18 protein-coding genes are annotated in these 21,151 nt (G+C 74.0%); 6 read left to right on the top strand and 12 right to left on the bottom strand.

From position 1 onward, the window contains the following. Positions 1 to 105: 105 nt before the first annotated feature. A complete protein-coding gene (locus B446_RS22810; RefSeq protein WP_020941783.1) occupies positions 106 to 957 on the top strand; it encodes a DMT family transporter in 852 nt (283 codons plus the stop codon). 700 nt (positions 958 to 1,657) lie between these two features. Here B446_RS22810 and B446_RS22805 read toward each other — a convergent pair. Further along, positions 1,658 to 3,082: a PLP-dependent aminotransferase family protein gene (locus B446_RS22805; protein WP_020941782.1), complete on the bottom strand. Its 1,425-nt coding sequence runs from the start codon at positions 3,080 to 3,082 to the stop codon at positions 1,658 to 1,660. A 46-nt stretch (positions 3,083 to 3,128) separates the two neighbouring features. On the opposite strand from B446_RS22805, the gene B446_RS22800 reads away from it, so the two are divergent. From B446_RS22800 to B446_RS22790, 3 genes are read left to right on the top strand one after another with little or no spacing between them, the layout of a single operon-like run. Next, positions 3,129 to 3,626 carry a carboxymuconolactone decarboxylase family protein gene (locus tag B446_RS22800; protein ID WP_020941781.1) on the top strand — a complete coding sequence of 166 codons (498 nt, stop codon included), beginning with the start codon at positions 3,129 to 3,131 and terminating at the stop codon, positions 3,624 to 3,626. Beyond that, positions 3,623 to 4,075, top strand: coding sequence for a carboxymuconolactone decarboxylase family protein (locus B446_RS22795; RefSeq protein WP_020941780.1), 453 nt, complete (start codon positions 3,623 to 3,625; stop codon positions 4,073 to 4,075). Before B446_RS22800 ends, B446_RS22795 begins: the two co-directional genes overlap by 4 nt. Next, positions 4,072 to 4,809: an isocitrate lyase/PEP mutase family protein gene (locus tag B446_RS22790; RefSeq protein WP_020941779.1), complete on the top strand. Its 738-nt coding sequence runs from the start codon at positions 4,072 to 4,074 to the stop codon at positions 4,807 to 4,809. Before B446_RS22795 ends, B446_RS22790 begins: the two co-directional genes overlap by 4 nt. 6 nt (positions 4,810 to 4,815) lie before the next feature. Here the strand turns inward: B446_RS22790 and B446_RS22785 are convergent, their stop codons facing one another. From B446_RS22785 to B446_RS22760, 6 genes are all read right to left on the bottom strand, one after another. Further along, positions 4,816 to 5,775 (bottom strand): ABC transporter substrate-binding protein, encoded by a 960-nt coding sequence (locus B446_RS22785; protein ID WP_020941778.1) that lies wholly within the window; start codon positions 5,773 to 5,775, stop codon positions 4,816 to 4,818. A gap of 1 nt (position 5,776) precedes the next feature. Continuing rightward, positions 5,777 to 7,714 carry an ABC transporter permease gene (locus B446_RS22780; protein WP_020941777.1) on the bottom strand — a complete coding sequence of 646 codons (1,938 nt, stop codon included), beginning with the start codon at positions 7,712 to 7,714 and terminating at the stop codon, positions 5,777 to 5,779. Continuing rightward, positions 7,714 to 8,907: a quaternary amine ABC transporter ATP-binding protein gene (locus tag B446_RS22775; protein WP_020941776.1), complete on the bottom strand. Its 1,194-nt coding sequence runs from the start codon at positions 8,905 to 8,907 to the stop codon at positions 7,714 to 7,716. Before B446_RS22775 ends, B446_RS22780 begins: the two co-directional genes overlap by 1 nt. Then, positions 8,904 to 10,436 carry a GMC family oxidoreductase gene (locus B446_RS22770; protein ID WP_020941775.1) on the bottom strand — a complete coding sequence of 511 codons (1,533 nt, stop codon included), beginning with the start codon at positions 10,434 to 10,436 and terminating at the stop codon, positions 8,904 to 8,906. The genes B446_RS22775 and B446_RS22770 overlap by 4 nt, the downstream gene beginning before the upstream one ends. Before the next feature lie 116 nt (positions 10,437 to 10,552). Then, complete coding sequence (locus tag B446_RS22765; protein ID WP_020941774.1) at positions 10,553 to 12,073, bottom strand: aldehyde dehydrogenase family protein; 1,521 nt, start codon at positions 12,071 to 12,073, stop codon at positions 10,553 to 10,555. Between the two features lie 189 nt (positions 12,074 to 12,262). Beyond that, complete coding sequence (locus B446_RS22760) at positions 12,263 to 13,192, bottom strand: LysR family transcriptional regulator (RefSeq protein ID WP_020941773.1); 930 nt, start codon at positions 13,190 to 13,192, stop codon at positions 12,263 to 12,265. A gap of 101 nt (positions 13,193 to 13,293) precedes the next feature. Between B446_RS22760 and B446_RS22755 the strand changes: the two genes are divergently transcribed. Continuing rightward, positions 13,294 to 14,715, top strand: coding sequence for an MFS transporter (locus B446_RS22755; protein WP_052352176.1), 1,422 nt, complete (start codon positions 13,294 to 13,296; stop codon positions 14,713 to 14,715). A 4-nt stretch (positions 14,716 to 14,719) separates the two neighbouring features. Here B446_RS22755 and B446_RS22750 read toward each other — a convergent pair whose 3' ends face one another. From B446_RS22750 to B446_RS22730, 5 genes are all read right to left on the bottom strand, one after another. After that, positions 14,720 to 15,784, bottom strand: a complete 1,065-nt coding sequence (locus B446_RS22750) for a hypothetical protein (RefSeq protein ID WP_020941771.1) — start codon at positions 15,782 to 15,784, stop codon at positions 14,720 to 14,722. A 129-nt stretch (positions 15,785 to 15,913) separates the two neighbouring features. After that, positions 15,914 to 16,903, bottom strand: a complete 990-nt coding sequence (locus B446_RS22745; protein ID WP_020941770.1) for a malate dehydrogenase — start codon at positions 16,901 to 16,903, stop codon at positions 15,914 to 15,916. A gap of 404 nt (positions 16,904 to 17,307) precedes the next feature. Next, complete coding sequence (locus tag B446_RS22740) at positions 17,308 to 18,561, bottom strand: helix-turn-helix domain-containing protein (protein WP_043476270.1); 1,254 nt, start codon at positions 18,559 to 18,561, stop codon at positions 17,308 to 17,310. 381 nt (positions 18,562 to 18,942) lie between these two features. Further along, positions 18,943 to 19,413 (bottom strand): DUF3017 domain-containing protein, encoded by a 471-nt coding sequence (locus B446_RS22735; protein ID WP_020941768.1) that lies wholly within the window; start codon positions 19,411 to 19,413, stop codon positions 18,943 to 18,945. Then, entirely contained in the window at positions 19,403 to 20,257 is an 855-nt protein-coding gene (locus tag B446_RS22730; RefSeq protein WP_020941767.1) for a bifunctional methylenetetrahydrofolate dehydrogenase/methenyltetrahydrofolate cyclohydrolase, read from the bottom strand. Before B446_RS22730 ends, B446_RS22735 begins: the two co-directional genes overlap by 11 nt. Positions 20,258 to 20,521: 264 nt before the next feature. Here B446_RS22730 and B446_RS22725 point away from each other — a divergent pair, with 264 nt between their 5' ends. Next, positions 20,522 to 21,100: an RDD family protein gene (locus B446_RS22725; RefSeq protein WP_020941766.1), complete on the top strand. Its 579-nt coding sequence runs from the start codon at positions 20,522 to 20,524 to the stop codon at positions 21,098 to 21,100. Positions 21,101 to 21,151 lie beyond the last annotated feature (51 nt).

The following is a 21,151-nucleotide window of genomic DNA, read 5'->3' as shown; positions in this document are numbered from 1 at the left end:
GTTCGCTGCCTGTGTGCGGCGGTCAGCCTAGAGACCGGTGTGAGCCGGGGCCCGGGCGGGGGTACGGGTCGCGTCCTCGCCTAGAGTCGCTTCGTGCTCTTTGGAATGGTGTGCGCCCTGGCCGCGGCTCTCTGTTTCGGCACGGCGACCGTGCTGCAGGCGATCGCCGCGCGGGACGCCGGGACGGGTGGGGGCGGCGAGGCGGCCCTGCTGCTGCGGGCGCTGCGGCAGTGGCGGTACCTGGCCGGGCTGGCACTGGACGGGCTGGGGTTCCTGTTCCAGATCGCGGCCCTGCGGTCCCTGCCGATCTACGCGGTCAGCGCGGCCCTCGCGTCGAGTCTCGCGGTCACGGCGGTGGTCGCGGCACGGCTGCTGCGGGTGCGGCTGAGCCGCACGGAGTGGGGCGCGGTGGGCGTGGTCTGCGCCGGTCTGGCGATGCTGGGGCTGGCGTCCGGGCCGGAGGGCGGGGAGCAGGGGTCGGCCGCGCTGGAGTGGGCGATGCTCGCGACGGCCGTGGGCATGCTGGTGCTCGCGCTGCTGGGCGGGCGGCTCTCCGGGCGGCTGCGGGCCCTGGTGCTGGGGCTGGGTGCGGGCTTCGGGTTCGGGGTGGTGGAGGTGTCGGTCCGCCTGATCGACTCGCTGCGGCCGGCCGACCTGGTCGCCGACCCTGCGGTCTACGCCCTGCTCACCGGCGGCGCCGCCGCGTTCATCCTGCTGACCTCGGCCCTCCAGCGCGGCTCGGTGACGACGGCCACGGCCGGCATGGTGATCGGCGAGACGATCGGCCCGGCCGCGGTGGGCGTCGTCTGGCTCGGCGACCGCACCCGCGAGGGCCTGGCCTGGCTGGCGGTCCTGGGCTTCGCGGTGGCCGTGGCAGGCGCCCTGGCCCTGGCCCGCTTCGGCGAGGCACCACCCCCGGTGGACCGGACCGAACCCGAGAACGCGTCCGCCCACTGATCGACCACCGCCACCCACGGACCCACGCGACCACCACCGGCCGTACCGCCGACGGCTACGGCGAAGGCCACCAGCCATCGGCCGCCGTTGGCGGGGCCTGCCGCGGACGTCGGCCGCCGCCACCGCCCCTCAGCACCGAACCGCCGCAACGGTCACGGGCTCTGCGCGGCGGGGCCTGATGCGCAGACGCATCGCCACCCACGGCGCTGACGCCCGCCGTCCCCGACCTTCGCCGCCGGGCCTGAGCAGGCGTCAACCCGCACGGCCGCACCGGACGCGCGGGCTTCACCGCCCGCACGACCCGAGCAAGCGCGGACGCCGCCGCCGCTGCCGGCAGCACCCGCCTGCCATCACCGCCCCGGCGCGACCGAACCCGGCGCATGGACACCACCGGTCGTCGCCTCCGGACCCGACGCGCGAGCCACGCGCCCCGCGCGGCCGGACCATACGCATGGGCATCTCCGCCCCTCACCACCGAACCCGCCGCAGGAGCCGCCCGCCCCGCGCGACCGAACCCGACGCAAGCGTCACCGGCCCGTGCGGGCGCACCCGACGCGCGGACTGGACCGCCCGCACGGCCGGCCCCGCCCCGGCCACCACCGGGCCGTCACACCAGCGCCCGCCGCGGACGCCCCGCCTCTCACACCAGCGCCCACCGCGGACACGCCCCTCACGGCAGCGCCCACCGCGGACGCGCCCCTCACGGCAGCACCCGGCACAGCGCCTCCAGTGCTCCCGTCCACGCGCTGTCCGGTGGGGTCGCGTAGCCCACCACCAGGGCGTCCAACGGCTCGGCCACCGCCGTGGGGTGGCGGTGGAAGGACAGGCCGTGCAGGGCCAGGCCCTGCCAGGTGGCGGCCTGGACGACCGACTGCTCGGTGCCGGGCGGCAGGCGCAGCACGGCGTGCAGGCCGGCCGCGATGCCGGTGACCCGGACCTCGGGCGCGCGGTCCGCGACGGCGGCGGCGAGGGCGTCGCGGCGGCGCCGGTAGCGCAGCCGGGCGGAGCGCACATGGCGGTCGTAGGCGCCGGAGGTGATGAACTCGGCCAGGGTCAGCTGGTCCAGCACCCCGCAGGTGTCGATGGACCCCTTCGCGGCGGTCACCTCCTCCAGCAGGGACGGGGGCAGCACCATCCAGCCGAGGCGCAGGCCGGGGGCGAGGGACTTGCTGGCGGTGCCGAGGTACACGACCCGGTCGGGGGCGAGGCCCTGGAGGGCCCCGACGGGCTGGCGGTCGTAGCGGAACTCGCCGTCGTAGTCGTCCTCCAGGACCGGCCCGCCGGTCCGGCGCGCCCACTCCACGACGGCGGCCCGCCGGTCGGGGTGCAGCGGGGTGCCCATCGGGAACTGGTGGGCGGGCGTGACCAGGACCGCACCCTCGTCGCCCAACGCGCCCGTGTCGGTGCCGAGTCCGTCGTACGGCAGTGCGCGGGCCGTCAGGCCCGCGTCCCGCAGCAGCCCCCAGTGGGCGTCGAGGCCGTACGACTCCACCGCCACCGTCCGCGCCCCGCGCGCCCGCAGCACGGTGCCGAGGAGGCGCAGCGCGTGCGAGAAGCCCGCGGTGATCACGACGGCCCCGGGGTCGGTGCGCACGCCCCGGACGCGGGCGAGGTAGCCGGCGAGGGCGGTGCGCAGTTCGGGCCGGCCGCGCGGATCGCCGTAGCCGAGGGCGTCGAAGGGTGCGGTGGCCAGGGCGCGGCGGGCGGCCCTGAGCCACTCGGCGCGCGGGAAGGCGGCGAGGTCGGGGGTGCCGGGGACGAGGTTGTGGACGGGCCGGCCGGGCTCGCGGCGCCGGCGCGGCACACCCCGCGCCGACGGCGGGACCGCCCTGTCCCGTGGGCCGGAGGGCGTGCCGGGCACCCCTGTGGCGACGCTGGTACCGGAGCCCTGCCGGGCGGTGAGCCAGCCCTCGGCGACCAGGTCGGCGTAGGCCTCGGCGACGGTGTTGCGGGCCAGGCCCAGGTCGGCGGCGAGGCCGCGGGAGGACGGCAGCCGGGTGCCGGGGGCGAGGCGTCCGGTGCGCACCGCGTCCCGCAGCGCGTCGGTGAGACCCTTGCGCAGCCCGTGGGAGCCGGCCGGTTCCAGGTGGAGGTCGACCCCCAGAGTGGCCCATGAATCCGCCATGGAAATGGACCATACTCCTGGGCTTCCCGGCTCCTAGGGTCGAGTCATGAGCACCGCACAGGAAACCGTCGAGTACGCCACCGAACACGCCCCCCGGCTGGCCTGGGCCGAGCACGCGCCCGAGGTCTACAAGGCGATGATCCGCCTGGACGCGGCCGCCAGGCGGGGCCTGGACCCCACGCTGTACGAGCTGGTGAAGATCCGCGCCTCGCAGCTCAACCACTGCGCCTTCTGCCTCGACATGCACACCAAGGACGCGCTCGCGGCCGGCGAGAGCGTGGAGCGGATCGTGCAGCTCAGCGCGTGGGAGGAGTCGCGGCACTTCTACACGGAGAAGGAGCTGGCCGCGCTCGAACTGACCGAGGCCGTCACCGTGCTCACCGACGGCTTCGTGCCGGACGAGGTGTACGAGCGGGCCGCCGGGCACTTCGAGGAGGCCGAGCTGGCGCAGCTGATCGCCGCGATCGCGGTGATCAACGCGTGGAACCGGTTCGGGGTGGCCACCCGGATGGTGCCGGGCCACTACGAGCCGGGTCACCAGTGAGCCGGACACACCGGACACAGACGCTCGACCGCGAGGTCGGCCGGGCCATGTCGGCGCTGAGCGCGGCCGCGAAGCGGGGCTTCGGCGATCCGGCCCTGGCCGAGCTGGTCATGATCCGCGCCTCACAGCTCAACCACTGCGCCTTCTGCCTGGACATGCACCTCAGGCTGGCCGGGGAGCACGGCGGCTCCGAGGAGCGGATCGCGCTGCTCGACGCCTGGGAGGAGGCCGGGGACCGCTACAGCGAGCGGGAACGGGCCGCCCTGGCGCTGACCGAGGCGGTCACCGTGCTGACGGACGGGTTCGTGCCCGACGAGGTGTACGACTTCGCCGCCGAGCATTTCGACCAGGGTGAACTGGCCCACCTCATCGGGCTGATCACCGTCATCAACGGCTGGAACCGCCTGATGGTCAGCCGCCGCGTCCCACCGGGAGGGTACCGGCCATGAGCGCACCGGCCACGGACAAGACGGACCTGTTCCGCACGCTGCACCGCGGGCGCCCGCACGGCGACCCGCTGGTGCTGCCCGGCCCCTGGGACGCGGCGAGCGCCCGGGTGTTCGCCGAGGCCGGGTTCCCGGCGCTGGCCACGCCCAGCGCCGGGGTCGCCGCCTGTCTCGGGTACGAGGACGGCGCGACCCCCGCCGACGAGATGTTCGCCGCCGTCGCCCGGATCGCCCGGGCCGTGGACGTACCGGTGTCGGCGGACGTCGAGGGCGGCTACGGGCTCGCGCCGAAGGAACTGGTGGAGCGGCTGCTGGAGGCCGGCGCCGTCGGCTGCAACCTGGAGGACTCCGGGCCCGGGGGCGTCCTGCGGGACATGCGCCGGCACGCCGACTACCTCGCCGAAGTGCGCGCGGCCGCCGCCGACCGGCTCTTCGTCAACGCCCGCGTCGACACCTTCGTGCACGGCGACGGCGATCCCGAACGGGCCATCGAGCGGGCCGCGGCCTACGTGGCGGCGGGCGCGGACTGCGTGTACCCGATCCTCGCCCCGGCCGACGTGCTGCCCCTGCTGCGGTCCGGCATCGCCGGCCCGCTCAACATGCTGGCCCGGGCGGACGGCGAGGGCCCCTCGCCCGCCGTGCTCGGCGAACTCGGGGCCACCCGCGTCACGTTCGGGCCGGGACTCCAGCGGCGGTCGGCGGCCGCGCTGCGCGAGATCGCCGCCGCACTGCGCTGAGCCGGCTCAGGACAGCCACCGCTTCCACACCGAGGGGTGGCCGTCCACCCACTTGCGTGCCGCCTCCTGGGGCGACAGCTTCTGGTCGGCGATCATCAGGGAGACCTCGTTCTGGTCCTCCGTCGTCCACTTGAACTTCTTGAGGAACGCGGCCGCGCTGCCGCCGGACTTCGCGAACCCGGCGTTGAGGTACTTCTGCAGCGGGGTGTGCGGGTAGGCGCAGGCCACCTTGGCCGCGTCCGCGTCGCAGCCCTCCTTGTACGGCGGCAGCTTCACCTCCGTCATGGGCACCTTCCTGAACAGCCACTGGGGCGAGTACCAGTAGGTCAGGAAGGGCTTCTTCTCCTTGGCGAACTGCTTCATCTGGGTGATCTGCGCCGCCTCGGAGCCGGCGAAGACGACCTGGTAGTCCAGCTTCAGGTTCTTCACCAGCGCCTTGTCGTTGGTGACGTAGGACGGCGAGCCGTCCATGAGCTGGCCCTTGCCGCCGCTCTCCGCGGTGCGGAACAGCGAGGCGTACTTGTCGAGGTTCTTCCAGTCGGTGATGTCGGGGTGCTGCTTGACGAGGTACGTCGGCACGAACCAGCCGATGTGCCCGGTGACGCCGAGGTCGCCGCCGCGCGTGATGGTCCGCTTGTCGGTGACGTACCGCTTCTCCTGGTCCGGGTGGCCCCAGTCCTCCAGGATCGCGTCGACGCGGCCCTGGCTGAGCGCGTCCCAGGCGGGCACCTCGTCCACCTGGACGGTGTCGACGCGGTAGCCCAGCTTGTGTTCGAGCAGGTACTGGGCGACGGCCACGTTGGACTGGGCGCCCACCCACGACTGCACGGACAGGGTCACGGACTTCGCGCCCCGGGCGTTCGCGAACGGCGAGGCCTGCTTGGTCATGTCGGCGGCGCCGCAGCCGGTGAGCAGCGCGAGCGCGGACGTGCCCGCAGTCACCGTGAGGGTCGTACGGAATCGCATGTCAGGCTCCCTTCGTCGGCCGGCGTCCGGTCGGCTGGGTCACCCGGTCGAGCATCAGGCCGAGGCAGACGATGGCGGCTCCGGCGACCAGGCCGGTCGCCAGGTCGCCCTGGGCGAGGCCGAAGGCCACGTCGTAGCCGAGGGCGCCGCCGCCGACCAGGCCGCCGATGATGACGACGGCGAGGACCAGGACCACGCCCTGGTTGAGGGCGAGCAGCAGCGACCGCCGGGCGAGCGGCAGTTGCACCTGCCAGAGCTGCTGGCGGCCGGTGGCGCCGAGCGAGCGCGCGGACTCCAGGGCGGCGGCGTCGACCTGGCGCAGGCCCTGGGTGGTGATCCGCACGACGGCCGGGAGGGCGTAGACGACGGCCGCGGCGACGGCGGGGGCGCGGCCGACGCCGAACAGGGCGACGACCGGGATCAGGTACACGAACTGCGGCATGGTCTGGAAGACGTCCAGCACCGGGCGCAGGACCCGTTCGACGCGGTCGCTGCGGGCGGCGGCGATGCCGGTCGCGAAGCCGAGGACGAGCGTGACGGCGACGGCCGCGAGCACCTGCGAGAGCGTGTCGAGGGAGGGCTGCCACACGCCCAGGACACCGATCGCGGCCATGGCGAGCACGGCGGTCAGGGCGGTGCGCCAGGTGCCGATCAGCCAGGCCGCGGCGGCGACCAGCAGCAGCACCGCCCACCAGGGCAGCCACTGCAGGCCGGCCCGGACCGGGTCCAGGATCCAGGTGGTGAAGTGGCCGGCCCAGTCCGCGGTGCCGCCGACGACGGGGACGCCGGAGTAGAGGTGGGCGGTCATCCAGTCGACGGCACGGTTGACGGGCTCGGCGATGGCCAGGGTCCAGGAGGACGGCCAGTCCAGGCGGCCGAGCAGCCGGCCGCCCACGGCGACGGCCACGGTGACGGCGAGCGCGTAGGGCAGGCCGATGGTGCGCGAGCGGGTGGTGCCGTCGCCGGCCGCCGCGGTGACGCGGTCCAGGACGACGGCGAGCAGCACGATCGGGATGCCGGCCGCGAGGGCCGCGCCCACGTCGACGGAGGCGAGCGCCTGGTAGACGCGGTCACCGAGGCCGCCGGCGCCGATCACCGAGGCGATGACGGCCATGGACAGCGCCATCATGATGGTCTGGTTGAGGCCGAGCAGGAGTTCCTTGCGGGCCAGCGGGATGCGGGCGGTGAGCAGCCGCTGCGGGGCGGTGGCGCCGAGCGACTCCACCGCCTCCAGGACTTCGGGGTCGGCTCCGCGCAGACCGAGCGCCGTCAGGCGGGCCATCGGCGGGGCGGCGTACACGACGGTGGCGAGCACGGCCGCGGGGACGCCGATGCCGAAGACCAGGACGACGGGGAGGAGGTACGCGAACGCCGGCAGCACCTGCATGGTGTCCAGCACCGGGCGCAGGGCGCGGTCCAGGCGGTCGGAGAGGCCGGCGGCCAGGCCGAGCAGGGCGCCGACGGCCACGGAGACGAGCACGGCGACGACCATCAGCGCGAGCGTCTGCATGGTGGGCACCCACATGCCGAGCGCTCCGCAGGCCAGGAAGGCGACGGCGGTGCCGGCGGCCAGGCGGACCCCGGCGACCCGCCAGGCGACCAGGGCGGTGAAGGCGGTGACGCCCATCCAGCCGGCGGCGAGCAGGGTCAGGTAGACGCCGCGCACGGAGAGCACGACCGCGTTGCTGATGTAGCCGAAGAAGTAGAGGAACAGCGGGTGGCTGTCGCGGTTGTCGATGACCCAGTTGCTGGCGCCGGTGAGCGGCTTGGACAGGTCGACGGTGAGCGCGTGCGGCCAGGCGCCGCTCCCCCAGCGGCTGTGCAGCAGGGGTACGGCGACGGCGGCGACGACGGCCAGCACGAGCAGCTTGGCCGCGGCGCGGTTTCTGAGCGGGCCGGGCAGGGCCGGGCGGGAGGCCGGGGCGGCGATCGTGGCCATCAGACGACCTCCGGACTGGTGCGGGGGGCCGGTGGGCCGGGGAGCGGGTCCGGGGCCCCGGCGTCGGCGTCCGGGCCCTCGGTGCCGGTGGCCGTGGTCCCGGCGGCCGCGCCCTCGGTGGCCGGGACGTCGGTGTCGACGCCGGCCACGACCCCGAGCAGGCGGTCCTGGTCCACCACGCCCAGGCACCTGCCGTCGTCCATCACGCGGGCCGGGCTGCCGGCGCGGGCCACCGCCTCGATGGCCTCGGCGACCGTGGCGTCCGGGCCGATGGCGGGGCCGGAGCCCGCCTCCTCCAGGGCGGCCGGGCGCATGGCCGTACGGGCCGTCATGACCTGCTCGCGCGGCACGTCGCGGACGAACTCGCGGACGTAGTCGTCGGCCGGGGAGCCGACGATCTCCTCCGGGGTGCCGAGCTGGACCACGCGGCCGTCGCGCATCAGGGCGATGCGGTCGCCGAGCTTCAGGGCCTCGGACAGGTCGTGCGTGATGAAGACCATGGTGCGGCCCTCCTCGCGGTGCAGGCGGGCCACCTCGTCCTGCATGTCGCGCCGGATCAGCGGGTCGAGGGCGCTGAACGGCTCGTCGAAGAGCAGGACCTCGGGGTCGACCGCGAGCGCGCGGGCGAGGCCGACGCGCTGGCGCTGGCCGCCGGAGAGCTGCGCGGGGCGGCGTTTCTCCATGCCCGCGAGGCCGACCTTCTCGACGAACTCGGCGGCCCGCTCGCGCCGTTCGGACTTGCCGACGCCCTGGATCTCCAGGCCGTAGGCCACGTTGTCCAGGACCGTGCGGTGCGGCAGTAGGCCGAAGTGCTGGAAGACCATCGCGGCGCGGTGGCGGCGCAGTTCGCGCAGCCGGGTCCGGTCCATGGCGCGGACGTCCTCGCCGTCGATGGCGATGGTGCCCGCCGTCGGCTCGATCAGCCGGGTCAGGCAGCGCACGAGGGTGGACTTGCCGGATCCGGACAGGCCCATCACCACGAACACCTCGCCCTTGCGCACGTCGAAGGAGACGTCGCGGACGGCGGCGGTGCAGCCGGTGCGGGTGCGCAGCTCGGCGGGGTCGAGCGCGCTGAGGTCCGGGTCGTCGGGGACGCGGTCGGCCTTCGGCCCGAAGACCTTCCAGAGTCCCTCGACGGAGAAGACGGGAGCGTCCCCGGTGGGGGGCTTGCGGGTGGGTACCGTGAGCGTCATCGGACGTCACCTCCGATCAGGTCGACGGCCTTCTCCCCGACCATGAGCACCCCGATCATCGGGTTGACGGCGGTCATGGTCGGGAAGACGGACGCGTCGGCGATGCGAATTCCGTCGAGGCCGCGGATCCTCAGGTCGGGATCGACCACGGCGAGTTCGTCGTCGGCGGCGCCCATCCTGCAGGTGCCGGCCGGGTGGTAGACGGTATGCGCGACCTTGCGGGCGTACTCGCTCAGCTCGGCGTCGTCCGTGACGTCCGGGCCGGGGCAGACCTCGCGCTTGAGCCAGCCGGCCAGCGGCTCGCTGCTCGCGATCTCGCGGGCGATGCGGATGCCGTCGACGAGGGTGCGGGCGTCGTAGTCCTCGTCGTCGGTGAAGTACCGGAAGTCCAGGGCGGGCTTGACCGACGGGTCGGCGCTGGTCAGGTACAGGCGGCCGCGGCTGCGGGGCTTGGGGATGTTCGGGGTCATCGAGACGCCGAACTCCGGCCGTTCGTAGCCGAGGCGCTCGGGGTTGTCGGTGAACGGGATCTGGTAGAAGTGGAACATCAGGTCAGGGCCCGGGTGTTCGGGGTCGCGGCGCACGAACAGGCCCGCGTCGGAGTCCATCGCCGAGTTCTCCGGGATCGGCCCGTGGGTCTCCCAGACGATGACCGACTCGGGGTGGTCGAGCAGGTTCTCGCCGACGCCCGGCAGGTCGTGCGCGACGGGGATGCCGAGCGCCTCCAGATCGGCGCGGGGGCCGATGCCCGAGTGCAGCAGCAACCGGGGCGAGTCGACCGCGCCCGCGCACAGCAGCACCTCGTTGCGGGCCCGGACCAGCAGTTCCTCGCCGTCCTTGGTGCGCACGTGGACGCCCTCGGCGCGGGTGCCGTTCAGCTCCAGGCGGTGCGCCCAGGTCTCCAGGAAGAGCGTGAGGTTGGGGCGCTCGTCCATCACCGGGTGCAGGTACGCCACCGAGGCCGAGGAGCGCTTGTTGTCCTCCGGGTGGTAGGCGAGGTCGAAGAAGCCGACGCCCTCGGTGAACGGCTTGCGGTTGAAACCCTCGACGCGGGGCACGCCGAGCGCCGCCTGGGCGGCGTCGACGAAGTCGCGGGCGATGGCATTCCGGTCGTTCTCGTCGACCGGGACGATGTTGTTCTTCAGCCGGGCGAAGTAGGCCTCCATGGGGACGGCGCCCCAGCCCTTGGCGCCGGCCGCCTCCCACTCGTCCCAGTCGGACGGGAGCGGCTTGAAGGAGATCAGGGTGTTGTGGGAGGAGCAGCCGCCCAGGACCCGGGCGCGGCTGTGCCGGATGTGCGAGTTGCCGCGCGGCTGCTCGGTGGTCGGGTAGTCGTAGTCGAGGTCGCCGCCGAGCAGGCCCATCCAGCGGCGCAGGGTCAGCACGTCGTCGCGGCCGACGTCGCTGGGGCCGCCCTCGATGACGGCGACGGTGACGTCGGGGTCCTCGGTCAGCCGCGAGGCGATGACGGAACCGGCGGTTCCGCCGCCGATGACGACGTAGTCGAACTCGTGGGTGCGATCGGGCATGAGGTGGTTACTCCTGGGGGGTGGGAGGACAGGCGGAGTCCGGGAGCGGGGAAGTGTGGGGCCCTGCTCCCGGACTCGTGCGCCGCGGGCTCACGACGCCGGCCGGGAGGGGTGGGTCAGCCGGCGAACCAGCGCACCGGCTTCGGTGCGAGGTTCTGGTAGACGTGCTTGGTCTCGCGGTACTCGGCGAGCCCGGCGGGGCCCAGTTCGCGGCCCGTGCCGCTGCGGCCGAAGCCGCCCCACTCCGCCTGCGGCAGGTAGGGGTGGAAGTCGTTGATCCAGACGGTGCCGTGGCGCAGCCGGCCCGCGACCCTGCGGGCCCGGCCGGCGTCGGCGGTCCACACGGCGCCGGCGAGGCCGTACTCGGTGTCGTTGGCCAGGAACACGGCCTCCTCCTCGGTACGGAAGGTCTCCACCGTGAGCACCGGGCCGAAGACCTCCTCGCGCACGACCTTCATCTCGCGGTGGCAGGCGTCGAGGACGGTCGGCTCGTAGAAGTAGCCGCTCTCCGGGCGTTCGGGGGCCGGTTCGGGACGCCGGCCGCCGCAGCGCAGCACCGCGCCCTCGGCGAGTGCGGAGGCGACGTACGCCTCGACCTTGGCCCGTTGCTGCTCGGAGACGAGGGGGCCGCACTCGACGCCGTCCTCGGTGCCCCGGCCGAGCCGGATCCGCTGGGCGCGGCGGGCGAGTTCGGCGACGAAGCGGTCCCGGACGGACTCCTCGACGATGAGCCGGCCGCCGGCCGAGCAGACCTGGCCGCTGTGGATGAAGGCGGCGTTGAGGGCCTGGTCGACGGCGGTGTCGAAGCCCTCCTCGGTGGCGCAGGCGTCGGCGAAGACGACGTTGGGATTCTTTCCGCCGAGTTCGAGGGCGACCTTCTTCACGGTCGGGGCGGCCGCCTGGGCGACCTTGGTGCCGCTGGCCAGGCCGCCGGTGAAGGAGACCAGGTCGACGCCGGGGTGCTCGGCGAGCCGGGCGCCGACGGTGTGGCCGGGTCCGGTGACGAGGTTGGCCACGCCGTCGGGCAGGCCGGCCTCGGTGAGCAGTTCGAGCAGCGCGATCGTCGTCATGGGGGTGATCTCGCTGGGCTTGATCACGAAGGTGTTGCCGGCGGCGAGCGCCGGAGCGATCTTCCAACTGGCCTGGAGCAGCGGGTAGTTCCAGGGGGTGATCAGCGCGCAGACGCCGACCGGCTCGTGCACGACGACGCTGTGGACGTCGGGTGAGCCCGCGTCGACGACCCGGCCGGGGGCCTCGGCCGCGACGAGGTCGGCGAAGTAGCGGAAGGCGTCGGCGACGCAGTCGATGTCGACGCGGCCCTCCTCGGCGGTCTTGCCCGCGTCGCGGCTCTCCAGCAGGCCGAGCCGCTCGCGGTCGCGCACGAGCAGGCCGGCGACCCGGCGCAGCAGGGCGGCGCGCTCGGCGACGGGGGTGCCGGGCCAGGGGCCGTGGTCGAACGCCTGGCGGGCGGCGGCCACCGCCCGCTCCGCGTCCTTCTCGTCGCCCTCGGCGACCACGGCGAACGGCCGGGCGTCCGCGGGGTCGAGGATGTCGCGCGTGGCGCCGGAGACCGCCTCCAGCCACTCGCCGCCCGCGTGGATCGTCGCCCGGGCCTGTCGTTCCGTTCTGTCCGCCATGATCGGTATTGCCTTCCGTTCCTGTTCCGCGCCCCTGTGTCACAGTCGTGTCACGCTCGGGGACCGCCACCGCCTGCCCAGGGCCCGTCGTCCGCATGCGCGATCGACGGGGAAAGTAAGCGGGGTCACTGAACGGCGGGGATAAACCGGACATAGCCGACCCGGCGCCGACCGGGCGGGCACGCTGGGTCACGGGCCGGGCGGCTCGCTTCGCAGCACCTCGCGTACGCAGTCGCGCAGCCAGGCGTGGGCGGGGTCGGCGTCGTGGCGCGGGTGCCAGGCGAACCCGACCTTGAGCGCGGGGAGTTCGAGCGGCACCTCGAAGGCGACCAGGCCCAGGGTGGTGGCCAGCGGGCGGCCCCAGTGGCCGATCAGCCCGATCAGGTCGGTGTCGCGCAACACGAAGAGTGACGCCGGATAGGTGCCGACGGTGCCCACCACCCGCCGCTCCAGACCGAGAGCCGCCAGCGCGTCGTCGACCGGCCCGTGCTGCCGGCCCCGCCGCGAGACGATGAGGTGGCCGGCCTCCGCCGCGAACCGTGCGGCCGTCAGCTCACCCGCGAGCAGCGGGTGCCCGGCCCGTACGACGCCCAGCATGCGCTCCTCGTGCACGGTCTCCACGTGCACCTCGGGGTCGACGGTGTCGATCACGCCGACCTCCAGATCGGCGGTGCCCTGGCGCAGGAACGGGCCGTCCACGTGGCTCTCGGACAGGAAGCGCAGACGGACGCCGGGCGCCTCGCGGGCGGCCCGCGCGAACAGGGCGGCGCCGTGGGTGGCGGCGATCGTGTCGTGGCCGAGGATCGTGAAGGTGCGGCTGACGGTGCGCAGGTCGGTGTCCCGGTCCGGCGCGAACAGGGCCCGGGCCCGCTCCACGACCGCGCCGACCTCGGCGCGCACGGCCAGCGCGTGCGGGGTCGGCACCATCCGCCGTCCGGCGCGCACCAGCACCGGGTCGCCGAGCGCCTTGCGGATGCGGCCCAGCGTGCGGCTCATGGCCGGCTCCGACAGGTGCAGGCGGCGCGCGGCGCCCTGGACGCTCTGCTCCTCCAGGAGCACGTCCAGCGCGAGCAGCAGATTGAGGTCGACGCCGGGGGGTGAGCCGGTGGATTGCGTCATGCGCAACTGTTCCTTGCAAAGGTTGCACTGGAAAGCAGGTCACCGGCGAGCCTACGGTGACGGGGCATCCCACACCAACCGCTCAGCTCCCGGGAGGAGCCGTGCCCGTGCACGCCCTGAAACGCCCCACCCTGCTCGCGCTGTGCGCCTGCGTCCTGGTCGCCCAGAGCATGGTCGCCGCCGTCAACCTGCTGATCCCGCAGCTCGCCGCGTCCTCGCTGCACCCCGCGCACAGCGAGATCATGTGGACGGTCGACGCGTACGTCATCGTCTTCGCCGGGCTCCTCGTCCCGGCGGGCGCGCTCGGCGACCGGTTCGGCCACAAGGGCGCGCTGCTCACCGGGCTCGGCCTGTTCGCGGCGGGTGCCACCACCAGCGCGCTGGCCACCGGCCCGGCCGCGCTGATCGCGGGCCGTGGCCTGTCCGGCGCCGGAGCGGCCCTGATCACCCCGGCCACCCTGTCGATCCTCATGCGGCTGTCCGCGCCCGAGCACCGGACCCGCTCGATGGCCGCCTGGACCCTGTCGCTCGGCCTGGGCGGCGCCGCCGGCAACCTGGGCGGCGGCCTGGCCGGGCAGTTCCTGTCCTGGCGGGCCCTGTTCGCGGTCATGGTCCCGCTCGCCGCGCTGCTCGCCGCCGCGGTCGCCGTCACGACCCCACGCACCGAGCGCTCCCGCCTCGCCCACCCGGACCCGGTGGGCACCCTGCTGCTCACCGCCGGGCTGGTCGCGGTCCTGTTCGGCATCATCGAGGGCCCGGACTACGGCTGGGCCTCCGCCCGCATCCTCGGCGCCTTCGCCGCGGGCGCCCTGCTGCTCACCGTGTTCACCGTGCACGCCCTGCGCTCGGCCGCCCCGCTGTTCGACCCGCGCGTCTTCGCCTCCTCCCGGCTGCGCGCCGCCTCCCTCGGCACCGCCACCGGGTTCTTCGGCCTGTTCGCCCTGTTCTTCGTCAACTCGCAGTACCTGCAGGAGGTGAAGGGCTACGGAGCGGCTCTCACCGGCGTCGCGATCCTGCCGCTGCCCGTGGGCATGGCACTCGCGCAGCGGCTGGCCGCGCGCTGGGCGGACCGGCCGCGCGCGGTCATCGGCACCGGGCTCGCCCTCATCGGCCTCGGTCTGCTCGGCGTCTCCACGGTCGACGCGGGAACCTCCTACGGGGCCTACGCCGGCTGGCTGCTGGTCGTCTCGGCCGGCACCGGTCTGTCGATGCCCGCCCTGACCCTCGGGGTGGTCACCTCGCTCCCCGCGCACCAGGCGGGCCTCGGCTCCGGCCTGGGCACCACCGCCCGCGAGACCGGCGCCGCCCTCGGCGTCGCGGTCACCGGGACCGTCCTCTCCGCCCACCCCGACCTCGCCCACGGCATGGGCCCGGCCCTGCGCACGGTCGCCGTGGTGGTCCTGGCGGCGACGGCCCTGGTGACCGCCGGCTACGGCGGCCGCGCCACCGACCGCGCGGTCACAGCCGGCCGGGAAGGCCAGGAAGGCCAGGAAGGCCGGGAAGCGGCACTGCCCCGCTCCTGAACCACTACGCGCAGGCCGCGCCCGTCGGGCAGAACGAGGCCAGGGCCGTGGTGAGCGGTGCCCGCACCAGAGCGTCGGACAGCCGCTCCGGTCCGCTGGCGCGGATGGCGTACAGGGTGCCGTCGGCCGCACGGAAGCGGTGATCGACGACGCGGCGAGCGCCCTTGGCGGGGTCGTCGTAGCGGTAGGACAGCTCCACCCAGGTGTCTCCGGTGGCGCGGTCGAGGGCCTGGTAGCCGGGCTCGCGGGCGTAGCCGTAGCCCGGGTCGTTCTCGGCGAGGTCCAGCGACTCGGTGACGGTGGCCTCGGACAGCTCGAAGATCTGCAGCTGGCGGCCGTCGGACGGGGAGTCGTAGAACACCACGGCCGCCTTCTCGCCCCGCTTCTCGCGCCGGGTCCAGCCCGAGGGTACGGAGACGGCGTAGCCGACGGGGTCGTGGACGAGGCGGTAGCCCGCCGGTGCCGTCGGGCCCGGGTCGGCGGCCGCCGGGTCGGAGGAGGTGCCGGAACTCGTGCCGGAGCCGGAACCGGAATCGGGGGACGAGCCGGAGCCGGCGGACGGGTCGCCGCCGGCGGAGTCGTCCGAGGCGTCCGATGCCTCCGAGGCGGAGGCGGAGACGCCGGTCGCGGGCGCGGACGCCGCCGGGGTACCGGTGCCGCCGCGGTCCCGGCCGAGGTACCAGACCCCGAAGCCGGCCCCGGCTCCGACCAGCACCATCGCCAGGACCAGGGCGACCATCCGGCCGCCGCGCGCGGAACGGGGGGCGGGCGCGGGCCCGTACGACGGGTACGGCGGCGAGTACGCCTGCGGGTGGGACGGCGGCACGTCCGGTACCGGTGCGGACGGGACGCCCGCCTGCGTGGGGGCGGTGGCCCAGGGCGGCGGTGCCGGGGTGTCGGCGGGGGCCGCGGCCGGGGTCAGGGGCGCGGTGCGGGTCTCCTCGGACGCCCACGCGGGCGGGGTGACCGGCCCGGACGACCAGGCCGGCCGGCCTCTGTCGGCACCCGGCTCACGCTCGGGACCCGGGTCGTGCCCCTCCCCGCCCGTCCAACCGTTCCATCCGCTCATCACGAACCCCCCGAAACGCCCGCCCTGTACTGCTGTCGACAGTAGCGGCGAAAAGGGGCGCGGGCCCCGCTCCGGACGAAACCGGAACAGGGCCCGCGCACACTCGTGGCGAAACCGCCCGAGTCGGGCTCAGATGAGGCCCAGGGAACGGACCGCCTCGCGCTCCTCGGCGAGCTCCTGGACGGAGGCGTCGATGCGGGCGCGGGAGAACTCGTTGATGTCCAGGCCCTGGACGATCTCGTACTTGCCGTCCTTGGTGGTGACCGGGAAGGAGGAGATCAGGCCCTCCGGGACGCCGTAGGAGCCGTCCGACGGGATGCCCATGGAGGTCCAGTCGCCCTCGGCGGTGCCGTTGACCCAGGTGTGCACGTGGTCGATGGCGGCGTTGGCGGCGGAGGCCGCGGAGGAGGCGCCACGGGCCTCGATGATCGCGGCACCGCGCTTGGCGACGGTCGGGATGAAGTCCTCGGCCAGCCACTTCTCGTCGTTCACGACCTCGGCGGCGTTCTTGCCGGCGACCGTGGCGTGGAAGATGTCCGGGTACTGGGTGGCGGAGTGGTTGCCCCAGATGGTCAGGCGCTTGATGTCCGCGACCGTCGAGCCGGTCTTCTTCGCGAGCTGGGTCAGCGCGCGGTTGTGGTCCAGACGGGTCATCGCGGTGAAGCGCTCGGCCGGCACGTCCGGCGCGGCGGCCTGCGCGATGAGCGCGTTGGTGTTGGCCGGGTTGCCGACCACGAGGACCTTGATGTCGTCGGCGGCGTGGTCGTTGATGGCCTTGCCCTGCGGCTTGAAGATGCCGCCGTTGGCCTCCAGCAGGTCACCGCGCTCCATGCCCTTGGTGCGGGGGCGGGCGCCGACGAGGAGGGCCACGTTGGCGCCGTCGAAGGCCACGTTCGGGTCGTCCGTGATGTCGATGCCCTGGAGCAGCGGGAACGCGCAGTCGTCCAGCTCCATGGCGGTGCCCTCGGCGGCCTTGAGCGCCGGGGTGATCTCCAGGAGGCGCAGCTTGACCGGCACGTCCGCGCCGAGCAGCTGGCCGGAGGCGATGCGGAAGAGCAGGGCGTAACCGATCTGGCCGGCCGCGCCGGTGACGGTGACGTTCACGGGAGTGCGGGTCATGGCGTTCTCCGTATGACAGCTGGCGGTGGGGCTTCGCTGCCCCGTGCGGATGATCGATCTCTTGGCGTCAAGAGAGATCCAGCGGTCAGGCTATCGCGCATCCGGCATGCGAGACGTCCGGGGCCCTGTGGCCCAGCCCACAAGCCGGGTGCCCGGTCGGCAGAAGGCGGCCGCCCGTCCGGGAGAGGAGGGACGAGGACGGCCGCCGGGGGGGGTACCGGATTGCCGGACTCCCATGGGGGTACGGTTCGCGTTCCCGGGATCCGCCGGGCCATGCGTCCGCCTCACGAATTCCACCCGGAACGGTGACCACCGGCGGCGTCCGCCGTTCGACCGCTCACCGCTCACCGCTCACCGCTCACCGCTCTACGAGCGTGCGGTGCCGTCCACGTCGTCCGGGCCGTCTACTTCGTGCAGCCGGTACGCCCGGAGGCGAGGGTCGCGCATGCCTTGGCCTCGGCCGCGTCCTTCACGGCGACCATGGGGGTGTAGGCGATGGTGTCGCCGACCTCGGTGATGTCACCGCTCTGCCGGGTCTTGCCCACGGAGACCTGGACCCGGTCCCCCTTGCTGCCGCCGGTGATCCGCCCCCAGGCCGTGCCGCAGGTCCTGCTGTAGCGGACCTCCAGGGTGACGGTGCCGAGGGCGGCCGTCTTCGCGGTGGTCACCAGGTCGCCGCTGCACCCCATGGACTCGGCGTCCTTGCCGGTGCAGGAGGAGCCGCCGCACTTGACTCCGGGGGGCGGGGTGGGGTCGCCGCTGGCGCCCGGGGAGGGCGACTTGGTGGCGTTCGCCTCCTTGCGGCCCACGTCCGGCCGGGTGAGGAAGAAGACCGCGGCGACGACGACGAGGACGCCGACGACCCCCGCGAGGAACATCGTCAGCCGCCGCTTGCCGCCCGTGCCGGTGGCGCCCGCGGCGGGCCGCGGTGCCTGTGGCGCCTGTGACGCGGCCGGCGCCTGTGACGCCGGCGGCTGACCGCGGTACGGATTCGGGTTGCCCGGCGGACGGCCCGGGCCGTCCGGCGCGGGCTGGGGCCGCGCCCCTGCGGCGCCGCCGGGGCGGCCGCTCGCCGGGGAGGGTCCCTGATAGCCCGCGATCCGCCAGGAGTTGACCTCGGCGCCCGAGCCGCCGGCACCGTCCTGGTGCCCGTCCGTGGCCGGCCGCCCGTCGGCGTGCCGGCGTGCGTCGGCGTCGGACGGCGTCGGCTGCGGCGGGATCGACGGAACGGCGTCCGCCGGGCCCGCGGACCCGGGGGCCGCGGTGGTGCCGGTGCCCCCGCGGGCCGTCGTGGCGCCGCCGCCCGCCTCGGCCGCCCCGAACTCACCGAGGGCGGCGCGTGCCTGGCTGATACGTCTCTGCTCCATGGTGGGGTCGTGCCGCATCTCCGCCCGGCTCCAGGCACGTTCGGCCAGCTCCCACAGGGTGGTGAGATGGACGGGGCTGGCGCCGGTGACCTCGGCGAGCGCGATGACCGCGCCCTTGGGCGCGAGCAGCCGCCCGCCCAGGTAGCGCTCCCAGGAGGTCTTGCTGTAGCCGGTCCGGTCGGCCAGCACCGCGATGCTCAGACCACTGCGGTCCACGAGCCGCCGCAACTGGCCGGTGAACTCCTTGATCTGCGGATCCAGCTCGTCCGGCAAGGTCTTCCATCGAGGCATCGGTTCCCCCCTCTGTCCCCCGGCCGGTGCGGCCGGTTCCGCGCGCCGCCCCCCGCGCCGTCCCCGCGGGCACCCGCCGGGCCGGGTCCGCTCCGGTCCTGCCCCTGGTGCGGCGCCCGTTCTGGCTACCCATGGGGATGCGCCGACCACCACACGGTCTTCGTAACGTATCCCCGATTCGCCGGGGTTCCGCCACGGCCGGGGCACATGTGGCAGTGCGCGGACACCGTAGCGGAACCGTCACTTCCGTGCCACAGCGGACGGACAGCCGTTGAACAGGGCGTTCACGGCAGGGAAGGCTGTGTCCCGGCGGCGGTCCGTCTTGCTCGGGGGAGGGGACGGGCCGCCGCTGCCGGGCACCTCGGCGCCGCGCGGGCGGCGCTACTTGGTGAGCGTGAAGTGCAAGGTGTCCTTCAGGAACGGGATCTCCAGCCACGGCTTGGGCTGGGCGGTCATCGCCAGCAGGGCGATGGCGAGGCCCAGCACCCCGTAGGTGGCGATGTCCGTGAAGCGGGAGCGGACGGCGAGCATGCCGACGCCCGGGAGTGTCCACCGCAGGACCGCGCCCGCCAGCAGGGCCCCGCCGATCAGCAGGGTGCCCAGCCGGAACAGGTCGAGCGCGGTCAGCAGCAGGCCGAGGGCGACCGTCGACAGCACGAGCAGCATCGGCCACTGCCGGGCGGGCGCCGGGGCGTCGCCCGCCGCGGCCCGGCCACCGCCCTCGGGCCGGGCGGTGTCCCTGGTGAACAGCGGGAAGCGGCGCGTGACACGCCGCGGACGCCCCTCGGCGTCGGGAGCGCTGATCGCGTCGCGCACGGTCGGCTCCGTGCCGTGGGTGTCCTCAGCCGGCACTGCGCTCCGCCGCCTCGACCACGTTGACCAGCAGCTGCGCCCGGGTCATCGGGCCCACACCGCCGGGGTTGGGGGAGATCCAGCCGGCCACCTCGGTCACGCCCGGGTGGACGTCACCGACGATCTTACCCTCGGAGTTGCGGGACACACCGACGTCCAGCACGGCCGCGCCGGGCTTGACGTCCTCGGGACGGATCAGGTGCGGGACGCCGGCCGCCGCGATGATGATGTCGGCCCGCTTGAGGTGGGCGGACAGGTCACGGGTGCCGGTGTGGCACTGGGTCACGGTGGCGTTCTCGCTGCGCCGGGTGAGCAACAGCGGCATCGGGCGGCCGATGGTCACGCCACGGCCGACGACCACGACCTCGGCGCCCTTGATCTCCACGCCGTGGCGGCGCAGCAGGGTGAGGATGCCGTTCGGGGTGCAGGGCAGCGGGGCCGGCTCGTTCAGGACCAGCCGCCCGAGGTTCATCGGGTGCAGGCCGTCGGCGTCCTTGGCCGGGTCCATCAGTTCCAGGATGCGGTTCTCGTCGATGCCCTTGGGCAGCGGGAGTTGGACGATGTAGCCGGTGCAGGCGGGGTCCTCGTTCAGCTCGCGGACGACCGCCTCGATCTCCTCCTGGGTGGCCGTCGCCGGCAGCTCACGCTGGATGGAGGCGAGGCCGACCTGCGCGCAGTCGCGGTGCTTGCCTGCGACGTACTTCTGGCTGCCGGGGTCCTCCCCGACCAGGATCGTGCCGAGGCCGGGCGTGACGCCCTTCTCCTTCAGCGCCGCCACGCGGGCGGTCAGATCGGACTTGATCGCGGCTGCGGTGGCCTTGCCATCGAGAATCTGGGCGGTCATGCCCCCATCCTCGCGGATGACCGGCCCCTGGTTCCAATCCGGGTGCCCTCCGGCCGGGTCCCACCCGCCGCCGGGTCGGCCGTCCTTGATCGACGATGTTGCACTTGCACAACACCTCGCGAATCCGGCTGGACAAGAATCGGCCTCTCCCCCGACGATGAACGGCGCAGTACCGCGGTCCGGTTGGGGGGCAAACCGCTCAGATCTTGACGATCCTCCGTTCCTTCCGCGTCGTCCCCGCAGTGTCAACGGAGGAAACCCGCCATGAGTTTCGGCTCGCCCAACAACCCCTACGGCCAGCCGCAGGACCCGCAGCAGCCCTACGGGTACCCGCAGCAGCAGCCCGGCTACCCGCAGGCACCGCAGGGCGTCCCGCCGCAGCAGGGTTACGGCTACCCGCAGCAGCCGGGTTACCCGGGCTACCCGCAGCAGGGCGGTTACGGCTACGGCGTCCAGCCGCCGTACGCGAACTGGGGACAGCGCTTTCTGGGCACCCTCGTCGACGGCCTGGTCTTCCTGGTGCCGTACATCCTCGTGATCGTGGGACGCAACAACGCCGCGCTGTCGGCGATCGGCGGGCTCGCCATCATCGCGGTCGCGATCTGGCAGCTGATCCAGGAGGGCCGCACCGGCCAGACGATCGGCAAGAAGGCGCTGGGCATCCGCCTGGTGAAGGAGGAGACCGGCCAGCCGCTCGGCGTCGGCATGGCCTTCGTCCGCCGTCTCGCCCACTTCCTGGACAGCCTCGCCTGCTACCTGGGCTGGCTGTGGCCGGCGTGGGACTCCAAGCGCCAGACGTTCGCCGACAAGGTCTGCGGCTCGATCGTCATCAAGACCCAGTGAGCTGAGCGCCTCCGGCGCCTTCAGCGCCCTGAGCGCCTGAACACGGAAGCG

The sequence above is a fragment of the Streptomyces collinus Tu 365 genome, assembly GCF_000444875.1.
Lineage (GTDB): Bacteria > Actinomycetota > Actinomycetes > Streptomycetales > Streptomycetaceae > Streptomyces > Streptomyces collinus_A.
Note: the sequence above shows the minus strand (reverse complement) of the source record. Positions and strands in the feature narration are given on the sequence as shown.

Bases quoted from the DNA above. Each gene is read 5' to 3' on its own strand.
- B446_RS22810 (WP_020941783.1), top strand. From the start codon at position 106: ATGGTGTGCGCCCTGGCCGCGGCTCTCTGTTTCGGCACGGCGACCGTG.
- B446_RS22805 (WP_020941782.1), bottom strand. From the start codon at position 3,082: ATGGCGGATTCATGGGCCACTCTGGGGGTCGACCTCCACCTGGAACCG.
- B446_RS22800 (WP_020941781.1), top strand. From the start codon at position 3,129: ATGAGCACCGCACAGGAAACCGTCGAGTACGCCACCGAACACGCCCCC.
- B446_RS22790 (WP_020941779.1), top strand. From the start codon at position 4,072: ATGAGCGCACCGGCCACGGACAAGACGGACCTGTTCCGCACGCTGCAC.
- B446_RS22785 (WP_020941778.1), bottom strand. From the start codon at position 5,775: ATGCGATTCCGTACGACCCTCACGGTGACTGCGGGCACGTCCGCGCTC.
- B446_RS22780 (WP_020941777.1), bottom strand. From the start codon at position 7,714: ATGGCCACGATCGCCGCCCCGGCCTCCCGCCCGGCCCTGCCCGGCCCG.
- B446_RS22775 (WP_020941776.1), bottom strand. From the start codon at position 8,907: ATGACGCTCACGGTACCCACCCGCAAGCCCCCCACCGGGGACGCTCCC.
- B446_RS22770 (WP_020941775.1), bottom strand. From the start codon at position 10,436: ATGCCCGATCGCACCCACGAGTTCGACTACGTCGTCATCGGCGGCGGA.
- B446_RS22765 (WP_020941774.1), bottom strand. From the start codon at position 12,073: ATGGCGGACAGAACGGAACGACAGGCCCGGGCGACGATCCACGCGGGC.
- B446_RS22760 (WP_020941773.1), bottom strand. From the start codon at position 13,192: ATGACGCAATCCACCGGCTCACCCCCCGGCGTCGACCTCAATCTGCTG.
- B446_RS22750 (WP_020941771.1), bottom strand. From the start codon at position 15,784: ATGAGCGGATGGAACGGTTGGACGGGCGGGGAGGGGCACGACCCGGGT.
- B446_RS22745 (WP_020941770.1), bottom strand. From the start codon at position 16,903: ATGACCCGCACTCCCGTGAACGTCACCGTCACCGGCGCGGCCGGCCAG.
- B446_RS22740 (WP_043476270.1), bottom strand. From the start codon at position 18,561: ATGCCTCGATGGAAGACCTTGCCGGACGAGCTGGATCCGCAGATCAAG.
- B446_RS22730 (WP_020941767.1), bottom strand. From the start codon at position 20,257: ATGACCGCCCAGATTCTCGATGGCAAGGCCACCGCAGCCGCGATCAAG.
- B446_RS22725 (WP_020941766.1), top strand. From the start codon at position 20,522: ATGAGTTTCGGCTCGCCCAACAACCCCTACGGCCAGCCGCAGGACCCG.